We start from the raw sequence: 17,938 nt of genomic DNA, 5'->3' as shown, positions 1-17,938 counted from the left end.
CAAAAATAAGCGGTTGGAGCATTACCAAAACGGTCGTGGCGTGTTTGCAGCCTGGCGTCGAACGGAAGCCTTGGTCTATCGACTCAAGAACCCTCATCTGCCAGTTGTAAGATCAAAGAAAACATCAAAGCGCTTTGGACAGAAATACCCGGCTGCTGCCCAAAGGCTCACACGGGATCTCACCAAACCTCAGCCAGCCGTGTTTCTCATAAAACTCAGGCGCCTGGAAACTGAGGGTGTACAGCACCGCATGGGCACAACCCCGGCGTCGGGCCTCGCCTTCAAAGACCTGTAACAGCCGGCTGCCGAGGCCCGAACCGCGTAGCGCTTCGGGCAGGTGGAACAGGTCGAGAAAGGCCATGCCCAGGCTGGTTTTGCCCGTGATGCCGCCGAGGATTTGCCGAGTGTCGGGGCACTTGAGCAGCACCGTCAGCGGCAGGCGGTCGTTAACACCGGTAATGCCCTCATTGAACGCGGCCAGCCCGTGGCCGAGGATGCTCTCGGCATCGGGGTTGGGTTGATCGCTGATTTCAATGAGGGGAGTCGTCATGGGCGCTTCTCGGTGGTGTTATGCGCGTTGCCATCCGCCGTTGCCGTCGGACTTGATCTCGAAATCGATCGCCTCCCGGTAGGGCGTGCCCAGCGGGGCGAATTGGCCGCGTCCGGTGGCCTGGGTAGGTTGCCAGCTTTGCGTAGTGAGGTCGAATGTTTCGGCGTCATCCCCGGCCGTGTGGTCAAGCGGGTTATGCCTGGGGGTGTCCTTGTCGAATCCGCCTGTTTCGAAGGCCTGGTACATCGCCGCGTAGGGGTTGCCGCTACTGATGGAAGACATGATCGCACCTCTCTGATGGCTATAAAAAAAGGACCCACTCCAGCGTGGTGGGGCAGGTCGCATCGGAGGCTATAGCGCAGGGGGCGACCATTCAATGGCGGCACTTTTGCGTTGATGTAACGGGTTGAGACCGCGTTGGGGCACGCTCACACAGTGGCGAGCGGGGCTGTCAGCTATGTCCGAATTTACCTGTATGGCGCTAAGTCGGCGCCGGACTTTACCCCTGTCGCCAAGGTTTTTATGCTTTGGCACAACGCGCGACTTGAGCGGCTCGGGACTCGACATACGCCTGGTTACAAAGCTTCGTGTGCCTCGTTGGGCGCTCCCCACTATCAGTTCCACGAGTCACTATTAAAGAGCCATCTTCATTTCATGCCATGCCATTCCGCCGTGATCCGACGGCGAAGGTTGCACGTACTGATAGCCCATGCGTTGGTACAGCGGCACATGCCGTTCCTTGCACATCAGGTGAATCTCCTGCTTGCCCAGCGCCCGCATGCGTTGCACAAACTCAGTCATCAACAGTGAGGCGTAGCCCTTGCCCTGATGGGCCGGGTCGACCACCACCGACATGATCACCACATTCGGCGCCTGCGCCGAATGGCCTACCAACTCCTTGAACGCCTCGTCCGACATCACCACTTCATGGGCGCAGCCGGAGTTGATGAAACCCACCACGGCGCCATCGGCCTCGAGGATCAAAAAGCCTTGTGGGTACTGGGCAATGCGCGTGGCGATCTTCTCCAGGGTGGCGGCTTCGTCACCCTCGTAGGCGGTGGATTCGATTTCAAAGCAACGCGCGGCATCGGCGGGGAGGGCGTTGCGGAAGGTGAGGGCGGGCATGGGCGTTTCCTGGGGTGTGGGGCAAAGGCCACATCATAGAGAAACATCCCGCTTCTGGCATAGCCGCTATGCCGGCGCTCCTGTTCCTGGACATATCAACCTCAAACGTTATCTCGTCAGCAATCTGCTGAATGCTCGGATGTTTTCTCCCCGCTGTGCATGCTGACGTTACTAACTCAAGCAGTGATGCACGATTGACCTGTGCGCCTTCAAAAAGCACCAACAAGCCATCACTTTCAATCCCTGCGCTTGAGTGCATTTGCGTCGTGCTGGCGCAGTTCGGCAAGCGCCCAACGATAGGCCTTGAACCAACCGAATACGGTCCAACCCGCGAAGAGATTGACCTTGAGCAAGGCACGGGGGGGATTAGGGTGGAGGAGGGCGACGCAGACCGATGGATACATGTAGAGCAACACGGTACTGAGATAAAACAAGAAGCTGGCCGCCAACGCTATTGCCGAGTCCCCCGTACAGATCAGATAGCTGACGACGCATGTTGGGATAAGTACTGCCAGGCCAAATACCCTCATCGCCAGCTCTCCAGACCAGCCGCTTTAGACCGCGGCTTTGAAAGCAGTGATATCACAATGCCTTGTCCTTGAACAGGTAAGCGCACCGGCATGCTAAAAAGAAGTGGAGGCAGGCAACGATTTTCAAATGCACAGCCGCAGCGCACGTCAGGGTTCAGCCCCCGGCGGATGGCCTATAGGCGTAGTTAAAGTCAGCAGGGCTGATGTACCCCACACGGAGGGCAGTCTGCGCCACGTGCCAATAGCGCCATCATTACGGCATCGTCGGGGCTCGACGGCTGGGCACTCTGGAAAGCCAGGGACATATGGATCTGACGGGACTGCCCTCGGCAACGTATACGTCTCCTGCCCATTCGCCACCACGTGTGGTGCGATCAGACGCAAGCGTTCCGTAAACGAACGGTCAGCACACCTTTATGAATTTTTCGCATCCCTCGGTTTCGATAGCAGCTTGCTTCACTTATGCTTCTCGACCACGTAAGGATGATTGAAATAGGTGTGACGGCATGGAAGCGGATAAGTCTTGTGCTGCAGTTCTGCGAGCCCGCGAATCGTTGGAAATCTTGGCGTTTGAGCATCCTTTGGCAGGCTTGCAACTGGTCAAAGGCAGTGTCGAGTCGGGTGAGTCAACAGCCCAGGCTGCTGTTCGAGAGCTGAAAGAAGAAGCTGGGCTTCAGTCCACAGTCAGGCGAAATTTGGGGGCGTGGCGTTCCATTGTTACGGGGCACATATGGGCATTTCATGAGTGTCATGTTGCCCAAGACCTTCCCGATACCTGGGTGCATTTTGCAGAAGATGATGGAGGCCATGAATTCAAATTTTTTTGGCATCCTCTCGTGAGTGAGCCTTCTGAAAAATGGCATCAGGTTTTCAAGGATGCTTTGAGCTTTCTTCGCAAGACACTCGCTGAACCCTAAGTACGCGACAAAACGGCGTTAGACCACGATTTTCAAGTGCACAGGCGCAGATCCGCATTCTATCCGCCGGCCTGATGCATGACGGCCGCACCCTGGATTGCGCCCAGATCGCCGAGATCCTCAACGCCTATTGCCAATCGCCCACGCACAACAGCAGCTTGATGCATCGCGCCAGGGCACTCAGCGCGGTTCCTGAGCGGTCGATCCGGCCGGCGACGTTCAGCTCTGATTGCATGCGCGTCAGCTAAGGGCACAAGCCTGCCATTGCGCTATTTCAGCGGAACATATGCAAACCCCGCAAAGTCTCCCTTAAATGCCAGAATCTCTGTCTGGAACATTTTGGAGAGCTTCATGCTGCGCACCTTTGAACAACGACTCGACCCTTTCCCGCCTGACGAGGTACCGCCGCCGCCGGAAGGCCTGGCGCGGTTCCTGTGGGCCTGCACGCGAGGTGCACGCGGTTATATCCTCGTGCTTGCTCTGCTCAGTGCCGGTGTGTCGATTTACGAGGCCTGGCTGTTTTCGTTTCTCGGTCAGGTTGTGGACCTGCTCTCGACCTGGCAAACCGGCGGCGAGGCGGCGGGGCAGGAGAGTCGAGTGGTGTGGGGCATCGGTATCGTATTGGTGACCAGCATCGGCTTGGTGGCCTTGCGCACGATGGTGCAGCACCAGGTTTTGGCGATCAATCTACCGTTGCGGCTGCGCTGGGATTTTCACCGGTTGATGCTGCGCCAAAGCCTGTCTTTCTTCTCCGATGAGTTCTCCGGCCGAGTCACCACCAAGGTGATGCAAACCGCGCTGTCGGTGCGCGAGGTGCTGTTCACCCTGATCGAAATCGCTCCCGGTATTGGCGTGTACTTCATCGCGATCATTGCGCTGGCCGCCGGCTTTGACCCCAAGTTGATGCTGCCTTTCATTGCCTGGCTGGCGTTGTTCGGCCTTGCCATGGCGTACTTTGTGCCGCGCCTTGGCAAAGTCGGGCAGGAACAGGCCGATGCGCGCTCCTCCATGACCGGACGGATTTCGGACGCCTACACCAACATCACCACAGTGAAGCTGTTCTCTCACTCCAAGCGAGAAGCGCATTTTGCGCGCGCTGCGATGGAGGATTTCAAGCAGACCGGTTTTCGTCAGATGCGCCTGGTCAGCCAGTTCGAGATCGTCAACCAGGCTCTGGTGGTCGGGTTGATCATGGGGGCAGGCGGGTATGCGCTGTGGTTGTGGCACCAGGGTGAAGTCGGCACCGGTGCCGTGGCGGCCATTACGGCCATGGCATTGCGCATCAATGGCATGTCTCACTGGATCATGTGGCAAATGACTGCGTTGTTCGAGAACATCGGTACCGTGCAGGATGGCATGCAGACCCTGACCCGCGGCCCCAAGGTGCAGGATCTCCCCGACGCACCCACGCTCATCAGCGCAGCCGGCGAGGTGACCTTCGACAATGTGAGCTTCAATTACAACGGCGAACGCCAGGTGCTCGATGGCTTGAACCTGACTATCCGCCCCGGGGAAAAGATCGGGCTGGTAGGGCGCTCCGGCGCCGGTAAATCGACGCTCATCAACCTGCTGTTGCGCTTCTATGACGTGGACAAGGGGGCGATTTACATCGATGGGCAAAACATTGCTCATGTCACACAGGAAAGCCTGCGCAGCGTGATCGGCATGGTCACTCAGGATACGTCCCTGCTGCACCGCTCGATTCGCGACAACATCGCCTATGGACGCCCCGACGCGACCGACGCGCAGATTCGCAGCGCCGCGGCCAGTGCCCAGGCCGATGAGTTCATCAGCCAACTCAGCGACAAACAGGGGCACTCTGGCTACGACACGCTGGTGGGCGAGCGGGGAATCAAACTCTCCGGCGGCCAGCGTCAACGCATCGCTATTGCCCGGGTCATGCTCAAAAACGCGCCGATCCTGCTGCTGGACGAGGCCACCAGTGCACTGGATTCAGAAGTCGAAGTCGCCATCCAGGAAAGCCTCGATGAAATGATGGAAGGCAAAACCGTGATTGCCATCGCCCATCGGTTGTCGACGATTGCGGCCATGGACAGGCTCATCGTCATGGACAACGGGCGCATCATCGAGCAGGGCACGCATGCCCAATTGCTCGAAAAAAATGGCACCTATGCGCGGCTCTGGCACCACCAGAGCGGCGGTTTCCTGGGAGAGGATCAAGGCGTGGTCGAGGGTATGGAGTGAGGAAGGGCATTGGCGATCATGAAATTTTTTTCGCGCGTCGCTTGAAATTTTAAACCCTGAACCTACTTAGGTTTTACGCGACGCCGAATACGGGTCGCGTCTTAAATCACTTGGAGAAACCTCAGGAGATTTTGCAATGGCTGCTACTCTTTCGTTGGCCCCACTGTTCCGTCATTCCGTTGGTTTTGACCGTTTCAACGACCTTTTTGAATCGGCGCTTCGCAGCGAGGCCGGTACCACCTATCCACCCCACAACGTCGAAAAGCACGGTGATGACCATTACCGGATCGTCGTCGCGGCGGCTGGCCTTGTGGAGGATGACCTGGAGATCCAGGTAGAAAAAGGCGTGTTGACTGTCGCCGGTGGCAAGCGTGAACACAACAAGGGCATCACCTACCTGCACCAAGGCATCGCCCAGCGCGCGTTCCGTCTATCGTTCCGCCTGGTCGATCATATTGAAGTGCAGGGCGCACAACTCGCCAACGGGTTGTTGAGCATAGACCTGCTCAGGGTGGTACCGGAGGAAGCGAAGCCGAAGCGCATTGCGATTAGCGGTGCTGCCAAGGCGGATGTGAAAACCATCAGCGAGCAGTAAGGCTGGAATGAATAAAGGCGCTCTTCGGAGCGCCTTTATTCTATCTGCTAAAAGGTGGGAGCCGGCTGTGCAGCCCGCACCTCACGGCCCTCCCACTTGGCAATCACCAACGGAGCCAACGCATTGCCCAACACGTTCAGCGCAGTCGTCGGCATTTCCATCAACCGATACACCCCGGCAATGTGTGGTGGGGGGCGTGTTGCTGGACACCTGGGGGGTGGCGGCGTTTCCGTGGGCGATGCTGGTGTTGATCGGCGTAGCGTTGGCGATCACGGCGGCGGCGCACGGCCATGGCTTCAAACCGGGAGCCCGCAGTGCCGGTAAACCCGCCGTGACCGGCCATTGAAAGACAAGCGGCCGCCAGTGAATGGCGGCCTGTTGCTTCAAGGGATCAGCCGCGCTTCACGCAGTTGATCGAATACATCAAAAAACGCCTGGTCGCTGGCCTGGTAGGCGGTAAACCCCATCTTCCGGCTCTTGGACATATCGGTGACCACCTCGATCGGGCGTCCCAGGTCGGCATCGGTGTGCCAGGGCGAGACCAGGCGGCTGATGTCGGTTTCTTTCAACCCGTGTTTGGCTGCGATCTCGCCCCAGGCCTGCTGATCATCGGCCATCTGGCTTTCAAGCGGCGAGGGTTTGGCCGGGAACTCCGCGGGTACGAGGCCAAAATAATCGGCGATCTGCGCCCACATCCATTTCCAGCGAAACACATCGCCATTGGTGATGTTGAACGCCTGGTTGGCCGCCGCCGGCGTGGTGGCCGCCCATAGCTGTTGCTGGGCCAACTGACGCGCATCGGTCATGTCGGTGAGGCTGTCCCATTGCACGCGGGAACCGGGGAATACAAACGGGCGCCCGGTGTGCTTGCACACGCTGGCATAGACGGCGAGGGTGGTCGCCATGTTCATGGCATTGCCCACCGCCACGCCGGTGACGGTATGGGGGCGATGCACGCTCCAGGTGAAACCGTCCTTTTTCGCGGCGGCGAACACTTCGTCTTCCTGGGCGTAGTAGAAGTTCTCCACGTCCAGGCGGCCTTGGTCTTCGCGGAACGGCGTTTGCGGCAGGCTGCCTTTGCCGTAGTTTTCGAACGGCCCGAGGTAGTGCTTCAAACCGGTGACCAATGCCACATGTCGTACGCTTGCGGCGGGACGCACGGCGTCCAGCACGTTGCGCACCATGGCCGCGTTGACACGGATGTTCTCGGCTTCGGTGGCCTGGCGTGACCAGGTGGTGATGAACACATGGGTGGGTTTCAAATCAGCCAGGGCCTGTTGCAGCGATGCCGGGTCCTGCAGGTCGGCGGCCACCGGAATCACGCCTGGCACTTTCGAGGGCTGACGCGACAGCGCTGCGACCTGCCACTGTTGGTCGAGCAATAACTGGGTGATGGCGCTGCCAACGATACCGCTGGCCCCGACGACTAATGCGGTCATGGTCATAAAGTTCTCCCGAGGATGTAGGATTCTGAGCCTCTATGTGTGGGAGAGGTTCAACCTTATCCGTGAGTCTTGCGCCACGTGCTTTAAGATCGATGCCGGCTTCAATTTATTCGACACTCTCTGCTCTTTAAATCGACTCGCCTGTCTGGTCTAGAGGGCTGTTTCTGGCCGATTGCTGGCTGTCTCGTCCGGCCGGTGGCCGACGCTGGCTTGCGCCCTGTCCGCCAGCCGTTGCACCCACTCGGCATCCTGGTGATTGACCACGGCGTAACGGTCCGGGGGGAAAAAGGCCCAGTGATGGGCAACCTCGACAAGGCGCTTGAGTTCATCGGCAGACACCCAATACGGCGTGTCGACCAATGGCATCGGCGCACCGCTGAAACGCCGGCCGAGAGGGAGGTTGGTGCCGGGGGCAAAGGCGATCGTCAGTTCCTGGCAGGGCTGCATTTGCTTGTCCGGCGTGGGCATTTTCCCAACCCGTCCATTGCTGAAGCTGCCCGGATATTCTTCCTTGAGCACCAGCCAGTGGCCCGCGTTCGTCCTGGCCAGGACCCATTGCGTCACACCGCTGTGTTGCACGCATTCAAGCTTGCCGTTTGTCCATTGCATGAGGGTGTTGCAGTCCGGATCATAATCGGAGGACCACAGGCTGGTACCGGATACCAGGCTATGGTGCTCGAGCTCGGCCAACCCCTGGTCCGGCATGGATCGCCAGTAGCGTTTGGTCGGGTCGCGGGCATCGCGCAGGAAGTTGTGTAACCCCCATACAGCCATGAAGAGCAGCGTCGCGAGGGTGAGCCAGCCGAAGGAGGCTCCGACGATCCGGTCAATATCCAGGCCGGGAGCGAATAACGCGCGATAGAGCAACAGGCCCAGTAAAAACGCGACACCCGGCAGAACAGGGCCAAAGCACAACGGCGGCACTAACACTTCGATCCAACTGAAGCGGTGCCTGGATGCGTGCTCTCGCGCCCAGGCTTGCTCCTGGGCGAGCATCGGCGCCTGTTCGCGCGGGGCAATGCCAGGGTCGGGTGTCTGAAAGCGCATGAACAGTGTGTAGGGGGTATCTCTCATGGATCACATCATGCTCTTGAGATCGAAACGGTGACAGCCTGTAGAAGATCGTGCGCCGGCCATAGATGCAAGAGGTCGCCGGGTCTTTGTATAGGCTGAGGCGACTCGGCGACCTCTTGTGGGCGGAGCGTCTAGCTGATGGCCGCCTCGCGCGTCATCAACTTATCCATCAGCAATACGCCCAACTCGCTGAGTTGGTGAATCGCCAACGCCACGTCCCGCTGTTTCCCCGTCAGTTCATCCGACAGGTCAAGCAACAACGCGGTCACCGAAGAAAAAGTCTCATAGCTATTGGCAATCAGCACTTCAGTGTTGGCATCGTCAGCGACGCTGAACAGCGTCTTCGAAGGTGGAGGAGGCGGCTCTGGCCGTTCGGTGCTTGCGTTGAGGTAGTGATCAATTGCGCGGTGCGCAGCCTGATTCAGTTTCAGGTCGGGACCGTTTGGAGGGTTGGGCGTTATTTTGAACATGGTGCAATTCCTGAATGGGCCGACACCCTTTCGCTACTACACAAGAAGGGTGGCAGCTGTACGCAGGTTAGTAGACCGGGGAATTACACAAAGCCGGCGCACCCGAAGGCGCCCTACGCACAGCCACCATCAAGCACAGACAGGGAAGTCTGACAGATGAAACTTATGCATTAAGTGTAATTGACCCCAGGGCTACTAAACCCGATCACTGAGTTGTCAGCGACCGGGCCACCTTAGAGACGCCCACTCAAGCGCACAAGCCGGCGGATTCTGACGCAACTGTAGGCAACGGAGCAAGGCGCCGAGGCTTCTTGCAGGGCTTGAGCGAAAAGAGGACGGGATTCCTTCAGAAATAGATCCGTCCCCTTTTCAAACACTATTTCAGCGGAACATACACATCGGTCTGCCACTGATCCTGCGGCGTCGCGGGGTAGACGCTCAGATAATGGAAGAACAGCGGATGGTCGCGAAGCTCCTCGCCACTGGCAGGCAACCAATCGCGATAAATCGGATAGATCGTTTCGCCGATATGATCCGGCGACCCCACATGCCGCACCACCACGCATCGCCCACCCGGAATGACGCGCTCATGCACGTCAAACGCATTCGGCGCCACAGCCTCGTCAATCTCGCCACAGATGACAAAACGGAATTCCTCCGGCGGGGTGGTATCCGGGTTGTTATAGGGAATGCCAAACGTGCGGCTCGACGCCACCGGCGACTGGCCGTTCTGCTTGCGCCATTCGATAAACCGGTTGGTCGTCTGATTGACGAGCCCGGCGGGGCCGCGATGTTCAAGCGCGGCGACCTGGGTTTCAGTGAACTCTACGATGCGTAGTTGCATGATGATCGTCCTGGAAAAATGAGGGATGGCGAACACCGCATTCCAGGTCTGCCAGTTCGGCGCCTTCCTGAACACACTCGGCGCCATACCGAACGCCCGCCGAAACGCCCGGCTGAACGCCTCCGGGCTTTCAAAACCGGCACTGAGCGCGGCATCCAGCACCGAATAATCGGCAAGGCCCGCCAAGCTATGGGCCGCGCGACGCAGACGCATCAGTTGCACATACCGTGACACCGGCACGCCGACAAACGCAGTGAACTGTCGATGGAAGTGAAACGCCGAAAAGTTCGCCACCTGGCTCAACGTATTCACCGACAGGTCGCCTTCGAGATTGGCTTCGATATAGGCGAGGACGACGTTGAAACGCTTGGTGTAGGCGAGGTGGCTTGGCGTTTCGGACACTGGAAAAAACTCCTGGAGGGGCGGTCAGCGATAGAGTCGCTCACAGCGAGGGGCGCGTGCCTAGCCGGGTTTGCTCAAGGTGCGATTGGGCCAGTCACCAAAAACCAGAAAACCCGCCAAAGCGGGCTTTCTCATAGCTTAAAGCACACCAAGCGACAGTGGGCGAATCAACCCGCGCAGCTTAATCACCGTAAACACGAAAAGAGGACGGATTTATTTTGGCTTTTTTGACCGGCAGAAATCGGCCAAAAGCGGACGTTCTGGAGCGACCGCCGTCGGCCAAAAGCGGATGTTTGACAGCGGCACCTTCCGGCTAAGAGCAGACGCTCGCCGCATACTTAAAAATCTATACATGCATCCGAACTTAGTTACTTGTACCACTCTGCTTTAATCGTTGCGAAGTCCATAGCTCTCCACTCTTCCTTCCAGAGTTGCCAGTAAGGAATGTCGTTTGAGGATGGCGCGTCAGCACACGGTTCGATCTGTACGATTGACGGAAGTATGATCGACTCACCTACCAGCAAAGCTTCCCCTTGCCGAAACGATGTCATTTTGTCGATCAAGGAGCCAAGCGAGTCTGGAAGAAGCTTCTTCACATATCCTTGGTCTGCAGGATTTGTAAGACGCATCGCAATGAAGTTGCTGCACTGTGAGAAGATCGTTTCGGATATTTCGGAGGGGCGCTGACTCGCTAACAACAAGGTGACACCATATTTCCTCCCCTCTTTCGCAATGCGCTCAATGGAGACTTTGGATGAACGATACTTGGAAAGATCACTATTAGGAACATACTTGTGCGCCTCCTCGTACACGAGCAGGATTGGCACGTCGTTGTTAACCTTTTCGTTGGGATTCCTAGTGCAACGGATACGTTTGTAAATGTATCCATGCTCAAAGATAAGGCGCGAGATGAGTGAAACTGTTATGCTCAGAACCTCGAACGGAACCCCACTAAGATCAATAACGGTAACGTTTGACTCGCTCTGCGAAGTGTATCCTAGAAGTTTTTTTAGTGTTTCTTCGAACGTGATAGTTTTTGATTTTTCACCTAGAAAAAAATCAAGCCTACTATCGTTAACTTTATTCTCTAGTCTGTTCACGAAGTTTGTCAACTTCCCATAGAGACTACCCTGAGTGAATTTGGGTTGTCCGCCCTTTTCCTTGTTGCTGGACGCGTAAACCTCTCCCGTATCGACCATTTCTTCGTTTTTTGCGACTGCGTACGCAAGCACTTCTTTAATGTCAAAAACAATCGGCGTATCGAGGTGGATTTTTTGCTTTTCGGCTTCGGAACCACTGAATTTTGCGCGTCGATCCCTAACAATCCCTTCCTTGAAAATATTCCTCTGATTATGATCGTTCGCTTCCGTATCGAGAAAGAACTCTTCAAGCTCTTCACTGTTTAGCATCCAATACGGCAGGACGAGGTTGGAGATATCTATATAGTTTGCGGTAGGAAATGCCGACTTATATTCAGAGTGGATGTCGAAAATTATTACGTGCGAGTTATTGAGTGAGAAATCCCCGTCTTTTCCTTTTACAGCTCTCTGAATAATTGTAGCCAAGGTATGCGATTTGCCTGAGCCGGTAGAACCGACCACTGCGATATGCTTATTGAAGAACTTATTCCCGTTTACAGGTACTGGCACGTTTCCGTTCGAAGCCAGAGTCGAAAATAGAAACCTTGTTTCCTTAGGAACCGAGTCGTCGTAAATCTTCTTGATGTCGCTGATGGTCGCGGGCTGCACTTCCTTCGGAGGAATCGCGAGCGAATCGCCGCCGCGTTCGAACTTTCCATCCCTTAAGATACCGAGGGGAAATGCTTCGATTATATAATCTCGCTTGCCGTTAGCACTAACGGCAATCTGGAAGTTCTCGATAATAGCGATAAGGATTGCATTCTCATTGTCCGCGATTTTGAGGTAAGAGCCGACCTTTAAGGACTCTTCCGCCACCTTAAAATCTTCAAGATCATCTACGACAATTCGTACCTTATCAGGGAAGACAGCTATCACCTGGGCATTAATTTGTTCTTCTTTTCCGTTTACCATGTCCGCGTACCTGTATTAGATAATGTGCTTGACATCCGATAATTGTTTTACCTGTATTTTTACGTGTTTAACCGCTGGATTATCGCAGTCGTAATAAGAGTGGTTAAGGAAGAACTGATAGATACGCCGTGTTTTTTTGATGGATTCCACGACTTGCTCTAAATTAGGAACTGAGTTTAGAATTTTGATTTTTATTCCATTACCATGCGTCGCTTGTTGCGTGATTGAATCACAGCTAAAGTCCGAGCCTTGAAAGTCGTGTCCGTCTATTAACTTAAATCCTTCCGTAGAGAGTTCTCGTTTTAGTGCAACGAGTTCGTTATCTGTAATGCCCTGGACGTAGATATATGGGCAGAAAGGAGAAGTTTCTCGTGCGGACAATTTGGCCCATTTTTTAGAAATCTCAAAGAATAAATCTTTGAGATCGCTGCGGTCATACGCTTCCATATCAACTTCTAATAAGAAGAAGCGTTCGAACGGAGATACGTTAAATTCGGTGAAGTACTCTTTGCGAAGCGCGGCGAAGTGAGTCCTCTTACCCTTCTTCTCGACGAACCATTCGTTGAATAGAACAGCGGAGGTATTGATTCTTCTTAGAAACACCTTTTTGGTAATTAATCGATCTGTCGGCGCCACTCTGATTGAGAGTTCCCGGATAACTGCTAGTGCATTATTGTAGTAAAAAAACTCAGCAGCGAAAGGCGTTCCTCCGAAAATTGCTTGGAGGGTATCTATCACTTCGCGAAATTGTTCGTCAAAATCTTTTGCCCTTATGTCGATGCTGAGACGCTTTAGAAACTCTTCAAGGTCGGCATCGGAGAGACCTAAGTCTACGTGATGATAGTAGGTAACTTTTTTCTTTGTGTATGTTAGGAAGTGCTTTTTTAGAAAATCGACATCTATCTTATCGTCTAATTTTTCCTGTCCGGAAAGGTAATGACCCTTAATGGAATACAAAACATTCGGCTTCGTTCCTGCCAGACTTTCACCGAAATGGGATACCATATGCTTCACAGCATCTTTAATAACGGAGTGGTTATATTCAGTCTTCGCATAATATTTGCACTGCGTAGCGGTGACGTCAGTCGCAGTTCGAATATCAATATCTTCGGTACACTCGATCTCGATGCAATCATCCGGTGCTGCCAGTTTTAATACACTGAGAATGGACAGGTCAAATTGGTAAAAATATCCTCGAATAGTATCAACAGCGCTTCTGTCAGTCATGGCATGTCCGTTTACTATTAGTTTCCTTCGCCGCCAGACTCGCCTAGAAAAGCATGGACGACTCAGCTGTTATTCGGAGTTTTAAACATTGCGCTCCGAGTCAAACTCTGAATACTCATTTTTACCTTTTGAAAATCCAAATAATTTTGAGCTTTGATCGACAAAATAGTCATGCACAAAGGATATTACCTCGAGCCTGTCCTCATAAACTATATGCAACTGATTGCTATAATGTTCAGATCTTGGAAAAATTCGCCAATGAACAGGTTCTTCAATAAACTCCTCCTCCAACCCATCACTACGTAGCACGAGTATTCTGTCACTGAATTCAAGCACGGTACCGAAAGAGGCAGTGCCAGACGCAATCACTACAGGCGATGGATTTTTAAAGCTCAACGAGCCAATGGCGTTGAATTTCTTGTTATATTTATTTTTAGATTTTTTTTCACTTGCCCGATAGTGCTGAACCTCTATATGTCCATCTGTCAATTTATAAAGTTTTTCACGAGCTCCCCAAGTAAAGCTGTGTCTGTCAGATGAACTTTGAAATATTTCACTTTGATCAATAATCCTGTCGACCACTCTGACAGTTTTTTTTGAATTCGGTTCTTTCTCTTCCCTAAACGAAGCCATAAACGCTGTGTTTGCGCTCCAACCTAGCACACTCTGAAAAGCCCAATCGCACGCGTTGCATGGTCTTTCAGCTATTTTTCGTGCTTTGCTCAGCGTTTCTCCAGAGTCTTTTAATAACGAAAAATCGAATAGTCCATCATATCCTGAAGCCGTGGCTATAGCAGTGTAACTGTCGGAAGCTTTTACTTGGAGCACCGTCGAATCATGATGTCGCTTGGGCTTTGGAGTTGACGTGAATCGACCGCTGGGACGCCCTTGGCGAGGAGAGGAATATAGACCCTCATTACCTCCCGCGAAAATATTGTTATAGTAAATTTCAGTGTCAGTTGGTAAGAAATCGAAAGGCGTACTTTCTGTTGTCCAAATCTTCTCCCATGACTCTTTACTTTCTTGAAGCTCAAGACTTGATAGTTTTGAGAGCTGTGCTTTTATAGGTGCTTCTAAATCCGGGTCGCGGAGTATTTTTACAACCTTCGGATTATAAAAAAGATCACTATCTGAAAAAGCGACACGCACGGCAGTTCGGATATCGTCGTTTTTAAAGGCGATTTGGTCTACGAAGCTTGACCAGTCAATACGATGCAAACTTCCGTCGTTATCGAACAGTAATAGCTCTCCCGAGTATATTTGTGTATCCCAGTAGCTTCCCGCAATAGTGAGCTTTACAGAGCGCATTGTTTGCCCCTATGAATTTTGGCCATTTTGGGCTTACTAATCAGGCCTAGTTCAAACCAGCAAGAAAGGATCGTTTCATTTGGCTTATCAAAAGGGGAGAGCCAATGAGCAACGGGATAACCATGCCAGTTGCCAATCGCATCACCTACGAATTTTGCGATATGTAGCTGGCAAGACGACGGTGGAGGAGATACTCCTAAAGGGCCAAGGCCATTAGCTCCTATGTGCAATCCCCAAAAACTGTTTCTGAATGCCCATTCGGCCTGAACCGCGAGATCGAAGCACGCGATTTCGTCAGGCTGCGAGATGGACCATTGCGACTTTACTGCCGCATAGCCGCCACTACGGTGCTGGGGATTTGGTGTGTATGGCACAGCTCGCTCCTTGAGTGTCGGTGGAGGCATCAAGCCAGCATGACCTAACAGAAGGTAGACGGGAAAGCGGTTTCCAAGCAAGTCAACTTGATAAAAAAATGAGAGCCGCAGTCCCATGACCTCGCTGCATCCGGGGCTGGTGCGAATGTCCGTCAATGCCCAAGAATAGTTTTTCGTTAATGGCGGCTATTGGCCGATAACTGACTTTCTGATTGAAAAGGCCGAGCTGGAATGGCTGATAGGCAGCTAGTACGCTTGAGTCCCTCTAATGATAGCCATGGCGTTTCATCGTACTGATAGTCGCCGTAATTACACTCCAAGATCTGCCCTATCTTGGGTGCAAAGTTAATAGCCATCAATCGTCCTTAGAGCTGGATTGTTGCCAGAATTCATGATGCTACAGCGCCACGCATTCCGCGCGAAGGCGTGCTGGGCATATCCATGCGATGGGTTGCTGCGAAGGTTGCGTGAGCGGGTGACGCCCGATTAGCGCCCCATGAGTGGGTAGTGCTCGATGCGACACGGATGCGGGTGGCCGTCGCCCTTGCAAATCCCATCCAGATACCGGTAGTCAATCTGCACCGACTGGCCTTTTCGAGGCCATTGCCGACTCGGGAGGGTGTTCTGGTAATCGGTGGTTTCCGGGGTGAAGGTGACCGTCGAGCCTTGCTGGGGACATTGCGTGGTGGGGGAGGTCGGGGCGACCTTGAGGATCCGCCCCTGCAGCTGTGGGTACGGTTGTTTCAAGACGTTGACGATCTGTACGTCCAGCCGGCAAATCTGCCAGCTCGCCGCGTGGACGGGGCTGCACAGGGTGGTGAGCGCAAGGGCCAGCGCTGCGTATGTTTTCATGGGTTAAATGTCCAGATCCTTGGAACAAGCAACCTGGCAAGGCCCTGAACTTCCGTCAGCTTCTGGCTGACTTTGTCCCTGGCGCCGGGTCAGCTGGGGAGTGGTAACACTATGCCAATTACCCAGCGGCCAATACAAGTCTTATGACTTAATGTTCCCCTGTGGCGAGGGAGCATGCTCCCGCTGGGCTTAGAGGGTCTTCAATACCCCCAGTGAACTGGACGGCGAGAGGGAGCCTATAGGGATATAGGTGTAAGCAATAAGCCAGAATGACTTTAGATATGCAGTCGCATGCTGTGAGCCTTGACTATCGGGCTGAACCAGAACCGCGCCGGCGGTCCGCTTTTGGCCAATAGCCGCCTAAGTCGTTCGCCGCTTTTCAACTGCCATCATTTCCCCCTCCTGCGCTTGATGTCCCCCGCTGACAGAGCTTTTCACCGCCGGCCAGTCAGCGCAGTTCGGCTTTATTCCTGAAGAGCATGAGTGATATGCCCGAGCCCTGCGTTCCGCAGCCCGGCCAAGAGCAGCAAGATAGCCCCAGCACTCTTGCTGACCCACTCAAGGAAACCTGCGATGACTACTTTCACTCGTTACACCATCGAAACCGCCCCTGTTGCTTCCAAGCCCATTCTGGAAGCCGTGCAGAGTGCCTTCGGCTTCGTTCCCAACCTGCAAGGCAACATGGCTGAATCGCCCGAGCTGCTGGCCGGTTACAGCCAACTCTGGGACCTGTTCGGCAAGAGCACGCTGACGCCGCACGAACAACAAGTGGTGTACCTGACCTCCAACTTCGAAAATAACTGCCACTACTGCATGGCAGGCCATACTACCCTGGCCAAGATGATCGAAATGGCACCCGAGGTCATTGCAGCACTGCGCGCCGGTAGCGTGATCCCGGATGCCCGGTTGGAAGCCTTGCATGTGTTCACCACCGCCGTCGTGCGTGATCGCGGCTTCGTCGACGACGCCGGTATCGAAGCCTTCCTGGCTGCGGGGTTCAATCGTCGCAACGTGCTGGAGGTCGTACTGGGCGTCGCCACCAAGGTCATGAGCAACTACACCAACCATTTGGTACACACCCAGCTGGATCCGTTCATGAAAGGCAACGAATGGACCAAGCCTGTCTGATACCTGTCTTTGGCCTAACTCGACCAGCCTCTGCACGGGCTGGTCCCAGGAGCATTCATGCACAAGCGAACCTTTTTGATTACCGGTGCCAGCAAGGGCATCGGCCTGGCGCTGGCGCAGGCGCTGGCAAACGCGGGTCACCACGTCGTGGGCATCGCCCGGCACACCGAGGGTGTCGACTTCCCTGGCACCTTGGTACCGGTCGACCTGGGTGATCGCCAAGCGACTGAACAGGCCTTGGCGACGTTAGCCCGGCAATACGCCTTCGATGGGTTGGTGAATAACGTCGGCCTGGTTCGCCCGCAACTGCTGGGCGAAGTGGATCTGGACGATTTCGATGCCGTGATGCGGGTCAATTTGCATTCGGCGCTTCAGGCCACTCAGGCACTGCTGCCCGGCATGCGCGCGCGTCACTGGGGCCGAGTCGTCAACATCTCTAGCCTGACGGTGCTGGGTATCACCCATCGCACCGCCTATGCCGCCGCCAAGGCTGCGCTCATCAGCTTTACTCGATCATGGGCGCTCGAACTGGCCACCACCGGTATCACCGTCAACGCCGTTGCGCCGGGGCCTACCGAGACCGAGCTGTTCCGTGCGAACAACCCACCCGGCAGCGAAGGTGAAGCGCGCTACCTCTCAGGCGTTCCTCTGGGGCGATTTGGTCAACCCGAGGAGATCGCGGCGGCCATCGCCTTCCTGTTGTCCGAAAGCAGCGGTTTCATTACTGGCCAGACGCTGTTCGTCGATGGCGGAGCATCAATCGGCAAAGCTGCGTTCTAGAGAAGGTTGCTTTGCGCACGACTTGTTGAGATAAACCACCCGCCGCGAGTGAAGCCCCTGC

General features: G+C 54.7%; 17 protein-coding genes and 2 pseudogenes. 6 read left to right on the top strand and 13 right to left on the bottom strand.

The window, feature by feature from the left end:
• Positions 1-124 precede the first annotated feature (124 nt).
• The 4 genes from M5B97_RS02405 to M5B97_RS02390 all read right to left on the bottom strand — a co-directional run bounded on the left by M5B97_RS02405 (position 125) and on the right by M5B97_RS02390 (position 2,109).
• Positions 125-550 carry a GNAT family N-acetyltransferase gene (locus tag M5B97_RS02405; RefSeq protein ID WP_248730633.1) on the bottom strand — a complete coding sequence of 142 codons (426 nt, stop codon included), beginning with the start codon at positions 548-550 and terminating at the stop codon, positions 125-127.
• Between the two features lie 18 nt (positions 551-568).
• On the bottom strand, positions 569-832 hold the full coding sequence (locus M5B97_RS02400) for a hypothetical protein (RefSeq protein ID WP_248730632.1): 264 nt from the start codon (positions 830-832) through the stop codon (positions 569-571).
• Between the two features lie 351 nt (positions 833-1,183).
• On the bottom strand, positions 1,184-1,675 hold the full coding sequence (locus tag M5B97_RS02395) for a GNAT family N-acetyltransferase (protein ID WP_248730631.1): 492 nt from the start codon (positions 1,673-1,675) through the stop codon (positions 1,184-1,186).
• A gap of 236 nt (positions 1,676-1,911) precedes the next feature.
• Positions 1,912-2,109, bottom strand: a complete 198-nt coding sequence (locus M5B97_RS02390; protein ID WP_167659628.1) for a superinfection immunity protein — start codon at positions 2,107-2,109, stop codon at positions 1,912-1,914.
• A 602-nt stretch (positions 2,110-2,711) separates the two neighbouring features.
• Here M5B97_RS02390 and M5B97_RS02385 point away from each other — a divergent pair.
• From M5B97_RS02385 to M5B97_RS02375, 3 genes are all read left to right on the top strand, one after another.
• Complete coding sequence (locus M5B97_RS02385; protein WP_248730630.1) at positions 2,712-3,122, top strand: NUDIX domain-containing protein; 411 nt, start codon at positions 2,712-2,714, stop codon at positions 3,120-3,122.
• A gap of 351 nt (positions 3,123-3,473) precedes the next feature.
• On the top strand, positions 3,474-5,327 hold the full coding sequence (locus tag M5B97_RS02380) for an ABC transporter ATP-binding protein (protein ID WP_248730629.1): 1,854 nt from the start codon (positions 3,474-3,476) through the stop codon (positions 5,325-5,327).
• Between the two features lie 136 nt (positions 5,328-5,463).
• A complete protein-coding gene (locus M5B97_RS02375; RefSeq protein ID WP_248730628.1) occupies positions 5,464-5,922 on the top strand; it encodes an Hsp20 family protein in 459 nt (152 codons plus the stop codon).
• A gap of 47 nt (positions 5,923-5,969) precedes the next feature.
• On the opposite strand, the pseudogene M5B97_RS02370 reads toward M5B97_RS02375, so the two are convergent.
• Positions 5,970-6,104, bottom strand: a pseudogene (locus M5B97_RS02370) (hypothetical protein); the annotation flags it as partial.
• 2 nt (positions 6,105-6,106) lie between these two features.
• Here M5B97_RS02370 and M5B97_RS02365 point away from each other — a divergent pair.
• A pseudogene (locus M5B97_RS02365) lies at positions 6,107-6,268 on the top strand (MFS transporter); the annotation flags it as partial.
• A gap of 37 nt (positions 6,269-6,305) precedes the next feature.
• Here M5B97_RS02365 and M5B97_RS02360 read toward each other — a convergent pair.
• The 8 genes from M5B97_RS02360 to M5B97_RS02325 form a co-directional block, all read right to left on the bottom strand.
• Positions 6,306-7,367, bottom strand: a complete 1,062-nt coding sequence (locus M5B97_RS02360) for an SDR family oxidoreductase (protein ID WP_248730627.1) — start codon at positions 7,365-7,367, stop codon at positions 6,306-6,308.
• A gap of 150 nt (positions 7,368-7,517) precedes the next feature.
• A complete protein-coding gene (locus M5B97_RS02355; protein ID WP_248730626.1) occupies positions 7,518-8,441 on the bottom strand; it encodes a hypothetical protein in 924 nt (307 codons plus the stop codon).
• Positions 8,442-8,572: 131 nt separating this feature from the next.
• A complete protein-coding gene (locus M5B97_RS02350; RefSeq protein ID WP_248730625.1) occupies positions 8,573-8,911 on the bottom strand; it encodes a DUF6124 family protein in 339 nt (112 codons plus the stop codon).
• Between the two features lie 376 nt (positions 8,912-9,287).
• Positions 9,288-10,157, bottom strand: a complete 870-nt coding sequence (locus tag M5B97_RS02345; protein ID WP_248730624.1) for an AraC family transcriptional regulator — start codon at positions 10,155-10,157, stop codon at positions 9,288-9,290.
• A gap of 368 nt (positions 10,158-10,525) precedes the next feature.
• Complete coding sequence (locus M5B97_RS02340; RefSeq protein WP_248730623.1) at positions 10,526-12,208, bottom strand: ATP-binding protein; 1,683 nt, start codon at positions 12,206-12,208, stop codon at positions 10,526-10,528.
• A gap of 15 nt (positions 12,209-12,223) precedes the next feature.
• Positions 12,224-13,435: a DUF4297 family anti-phage-associated protein gene (locus M5B97_RS02335; RefSeq protein WP_248730622.1), complete on the bottom strand. Its 1,212-nt coding sequence runs from the start codon at positions 13,433-13,435 to the stop codon at positions 12,224-12,226.
• An 81-nt stretch (positions 13,436-13,516) separates the two neighbouring features.
• Positions 13,517-14,743 (bottom strand): hypothetical protein, encoded by a 1,227-nt coding sequence (locus tag M5B97_RS02330; protein ID WP_248730621.1) that lies wholly within the window; start codon positions 14,741-14,743, stop codon positions 13,517-13,519.
• A gap of 860 nt (positions 14,744-15,603) precedes the next feature.
• Positions 15,604-15,969 (bottom strand): hypothetical protein, encoded by a 366-nt coding sequence (locus tag M5B97_RS02325; protein WP_248730620.1) that lies wholly within the window; start codon positions 15,967-15,969, stop codon positions 15,604-15,606.
• A gap of 573 nt (positions 15,970-16,542) precedes the next feature.
• On the opposite strand from M5B97_RS02325, the gene M5B97_RS02320 reads away from it, so the two are divergent.
• Together M5B97_RS02320 and M5B97_RS02315 are read left to right on the top strand one after the other, a co-directional pair.
• Positions 16,543-17,097, top strand: a complete 555-nt coding sequence (locus tag M5B97_RS02320) for a carboxymuconolactone decarboxylase family protein (RefSeq protein ID WP_248730619.1) — start codon at positions 16,543-16,545, stop codon at positions 17,095-17,097.
• Between the two features lie 57 nt (positions 17,098-17,154).
• Entirely contained in the window at positions 17,155-17,877 is a 723-nt protein-coding gene (locus M5B97_RS02315) for an SDR family oxidoreductase (RefSeq protein WP_134657570.1), read from the top strand.
• The last annotated feature ends 61 nt before the right edge of the window (positions 17,878-17,938 follow it).

Source organism: Pseudomonas sp. MWU13-2517, assembly GCF_023242545.1.
Classification (GTDB): Bacteria; Pseudomonadota; Gammaproteobacteria; order Pseudomonadales; family Pseudomonadaceae; genus Aquipseudomonas.
The sequence above is the reverse complement of the archived record's forward strand: the minus strand, read 5'-3'. Positions and strand labels throughout refer to the sequence as shown.

Bases quoted from the DNA above. Each gene is read 5' to 3' on its own strand.
- M5B97_RS02405 (WP_248730633.1), bottom strand. From the start codon at position 550: ATGACGACTCCCCTCATTGAAATCAGCGATCAACCCAACCCCGATGCC.
- M5B97_RS02400 (WP_248730632.1), bottom strand. From the start codon at position 832: ATGTCTTCCATCAGTAGCGGCAACCCCTACGCGGCGATGTACCAGGCC.
- M5B97_RS02395 (WP_248730631.1), bottom strand. From the start codon at position 1,675: ATGCCCGCCCTCACCTTCCGCAACGCCCTCCCCGCCGATGCCGCGCGT.
- M5B97_RS02385 (WP_248730630.1), top strand. From the start codon at position 2,712: ATGGAAGCGGATAAGTCTTGTGCTGCAGTTCTGCGAGCCCGCGAATCG.
- M5B97_RS02380 (WP_248730629.1), top strand. From the start codon at position 3,474: ATGCTGCGCACCTTTGAACAACGACTCGACCCTTTCCCGCCTGACGAG.
- M5B97_RS02375 (WP_248730628.1), top strand. From the start codon at position 5,464: ATGGCTGCTACTCTTTCGTTGGCCCCACTGTTCCGTCATTCCGTTGGT.
- M5B97_RS02360 (WP_248730627.1), bottom strand. From the start codon at position 7,367: ATGACCATGACCGCATTAGTCGTCGGGGCCAGCGGTATCGTTGGCAGC.
- M5B97_RS02355 (WP_248730626.1), bottom strand. From the start codon at position 8,441: ATGAGAGATACCCCCTACACACTGTTCATGCGCTTTCAGACACCCGAC.
- M5B97_RS02350 (WP_248730625.1), bottom strand. From the start codon at position 8,911: ATGTTCAAAATAACGCCCAACCCTCCAAACGGTCCCGACCTGAAACTG.
- M5B97_RS02340 (WP_248730623.1), bottom strand. From the start codon at position 12,208: ATGGTAAACGGAAAAGAAGAACAAATTAATGCCCAGGTGATAGCTGTC.
- M5B97_RS02335 (WP_248730622.1), bottom strand. From the start codon at position 13,435: ATGACTGACAGAAGCGCTGTTGATACTATTCGAGGATATTTTTACCAA.
- M5B97_RS02330 (WP_248730621.1), bottom strand. From the start codon at position 14,743: ATGCGCTCTGTAAAGCTCACTATTGCGGGAAGCTACTGGGATACACAA.
- M5B97_RS02325 (WP_248730620.1), bottom strand. From the start codon at position 15,969: ATGAAAACATACGCAGCGCTGGCCCTTGCGCTCACCACCCTGTGCAGC.
- M5B97_RS02320 (WP_248730619.1), top strand. From the start codon at position 16,543: ATGACTACTTTCACTCGTTACACCATCGAAACCGCCCCTGTTGCTTCC.
- M5B97_RS02315 (WP_134657570.1), top strand. From the start codon at position 17,155: ATGCACAAGCGAACCTTTTTGATTACCGGTGCCAGCAAGGGCATCGGC.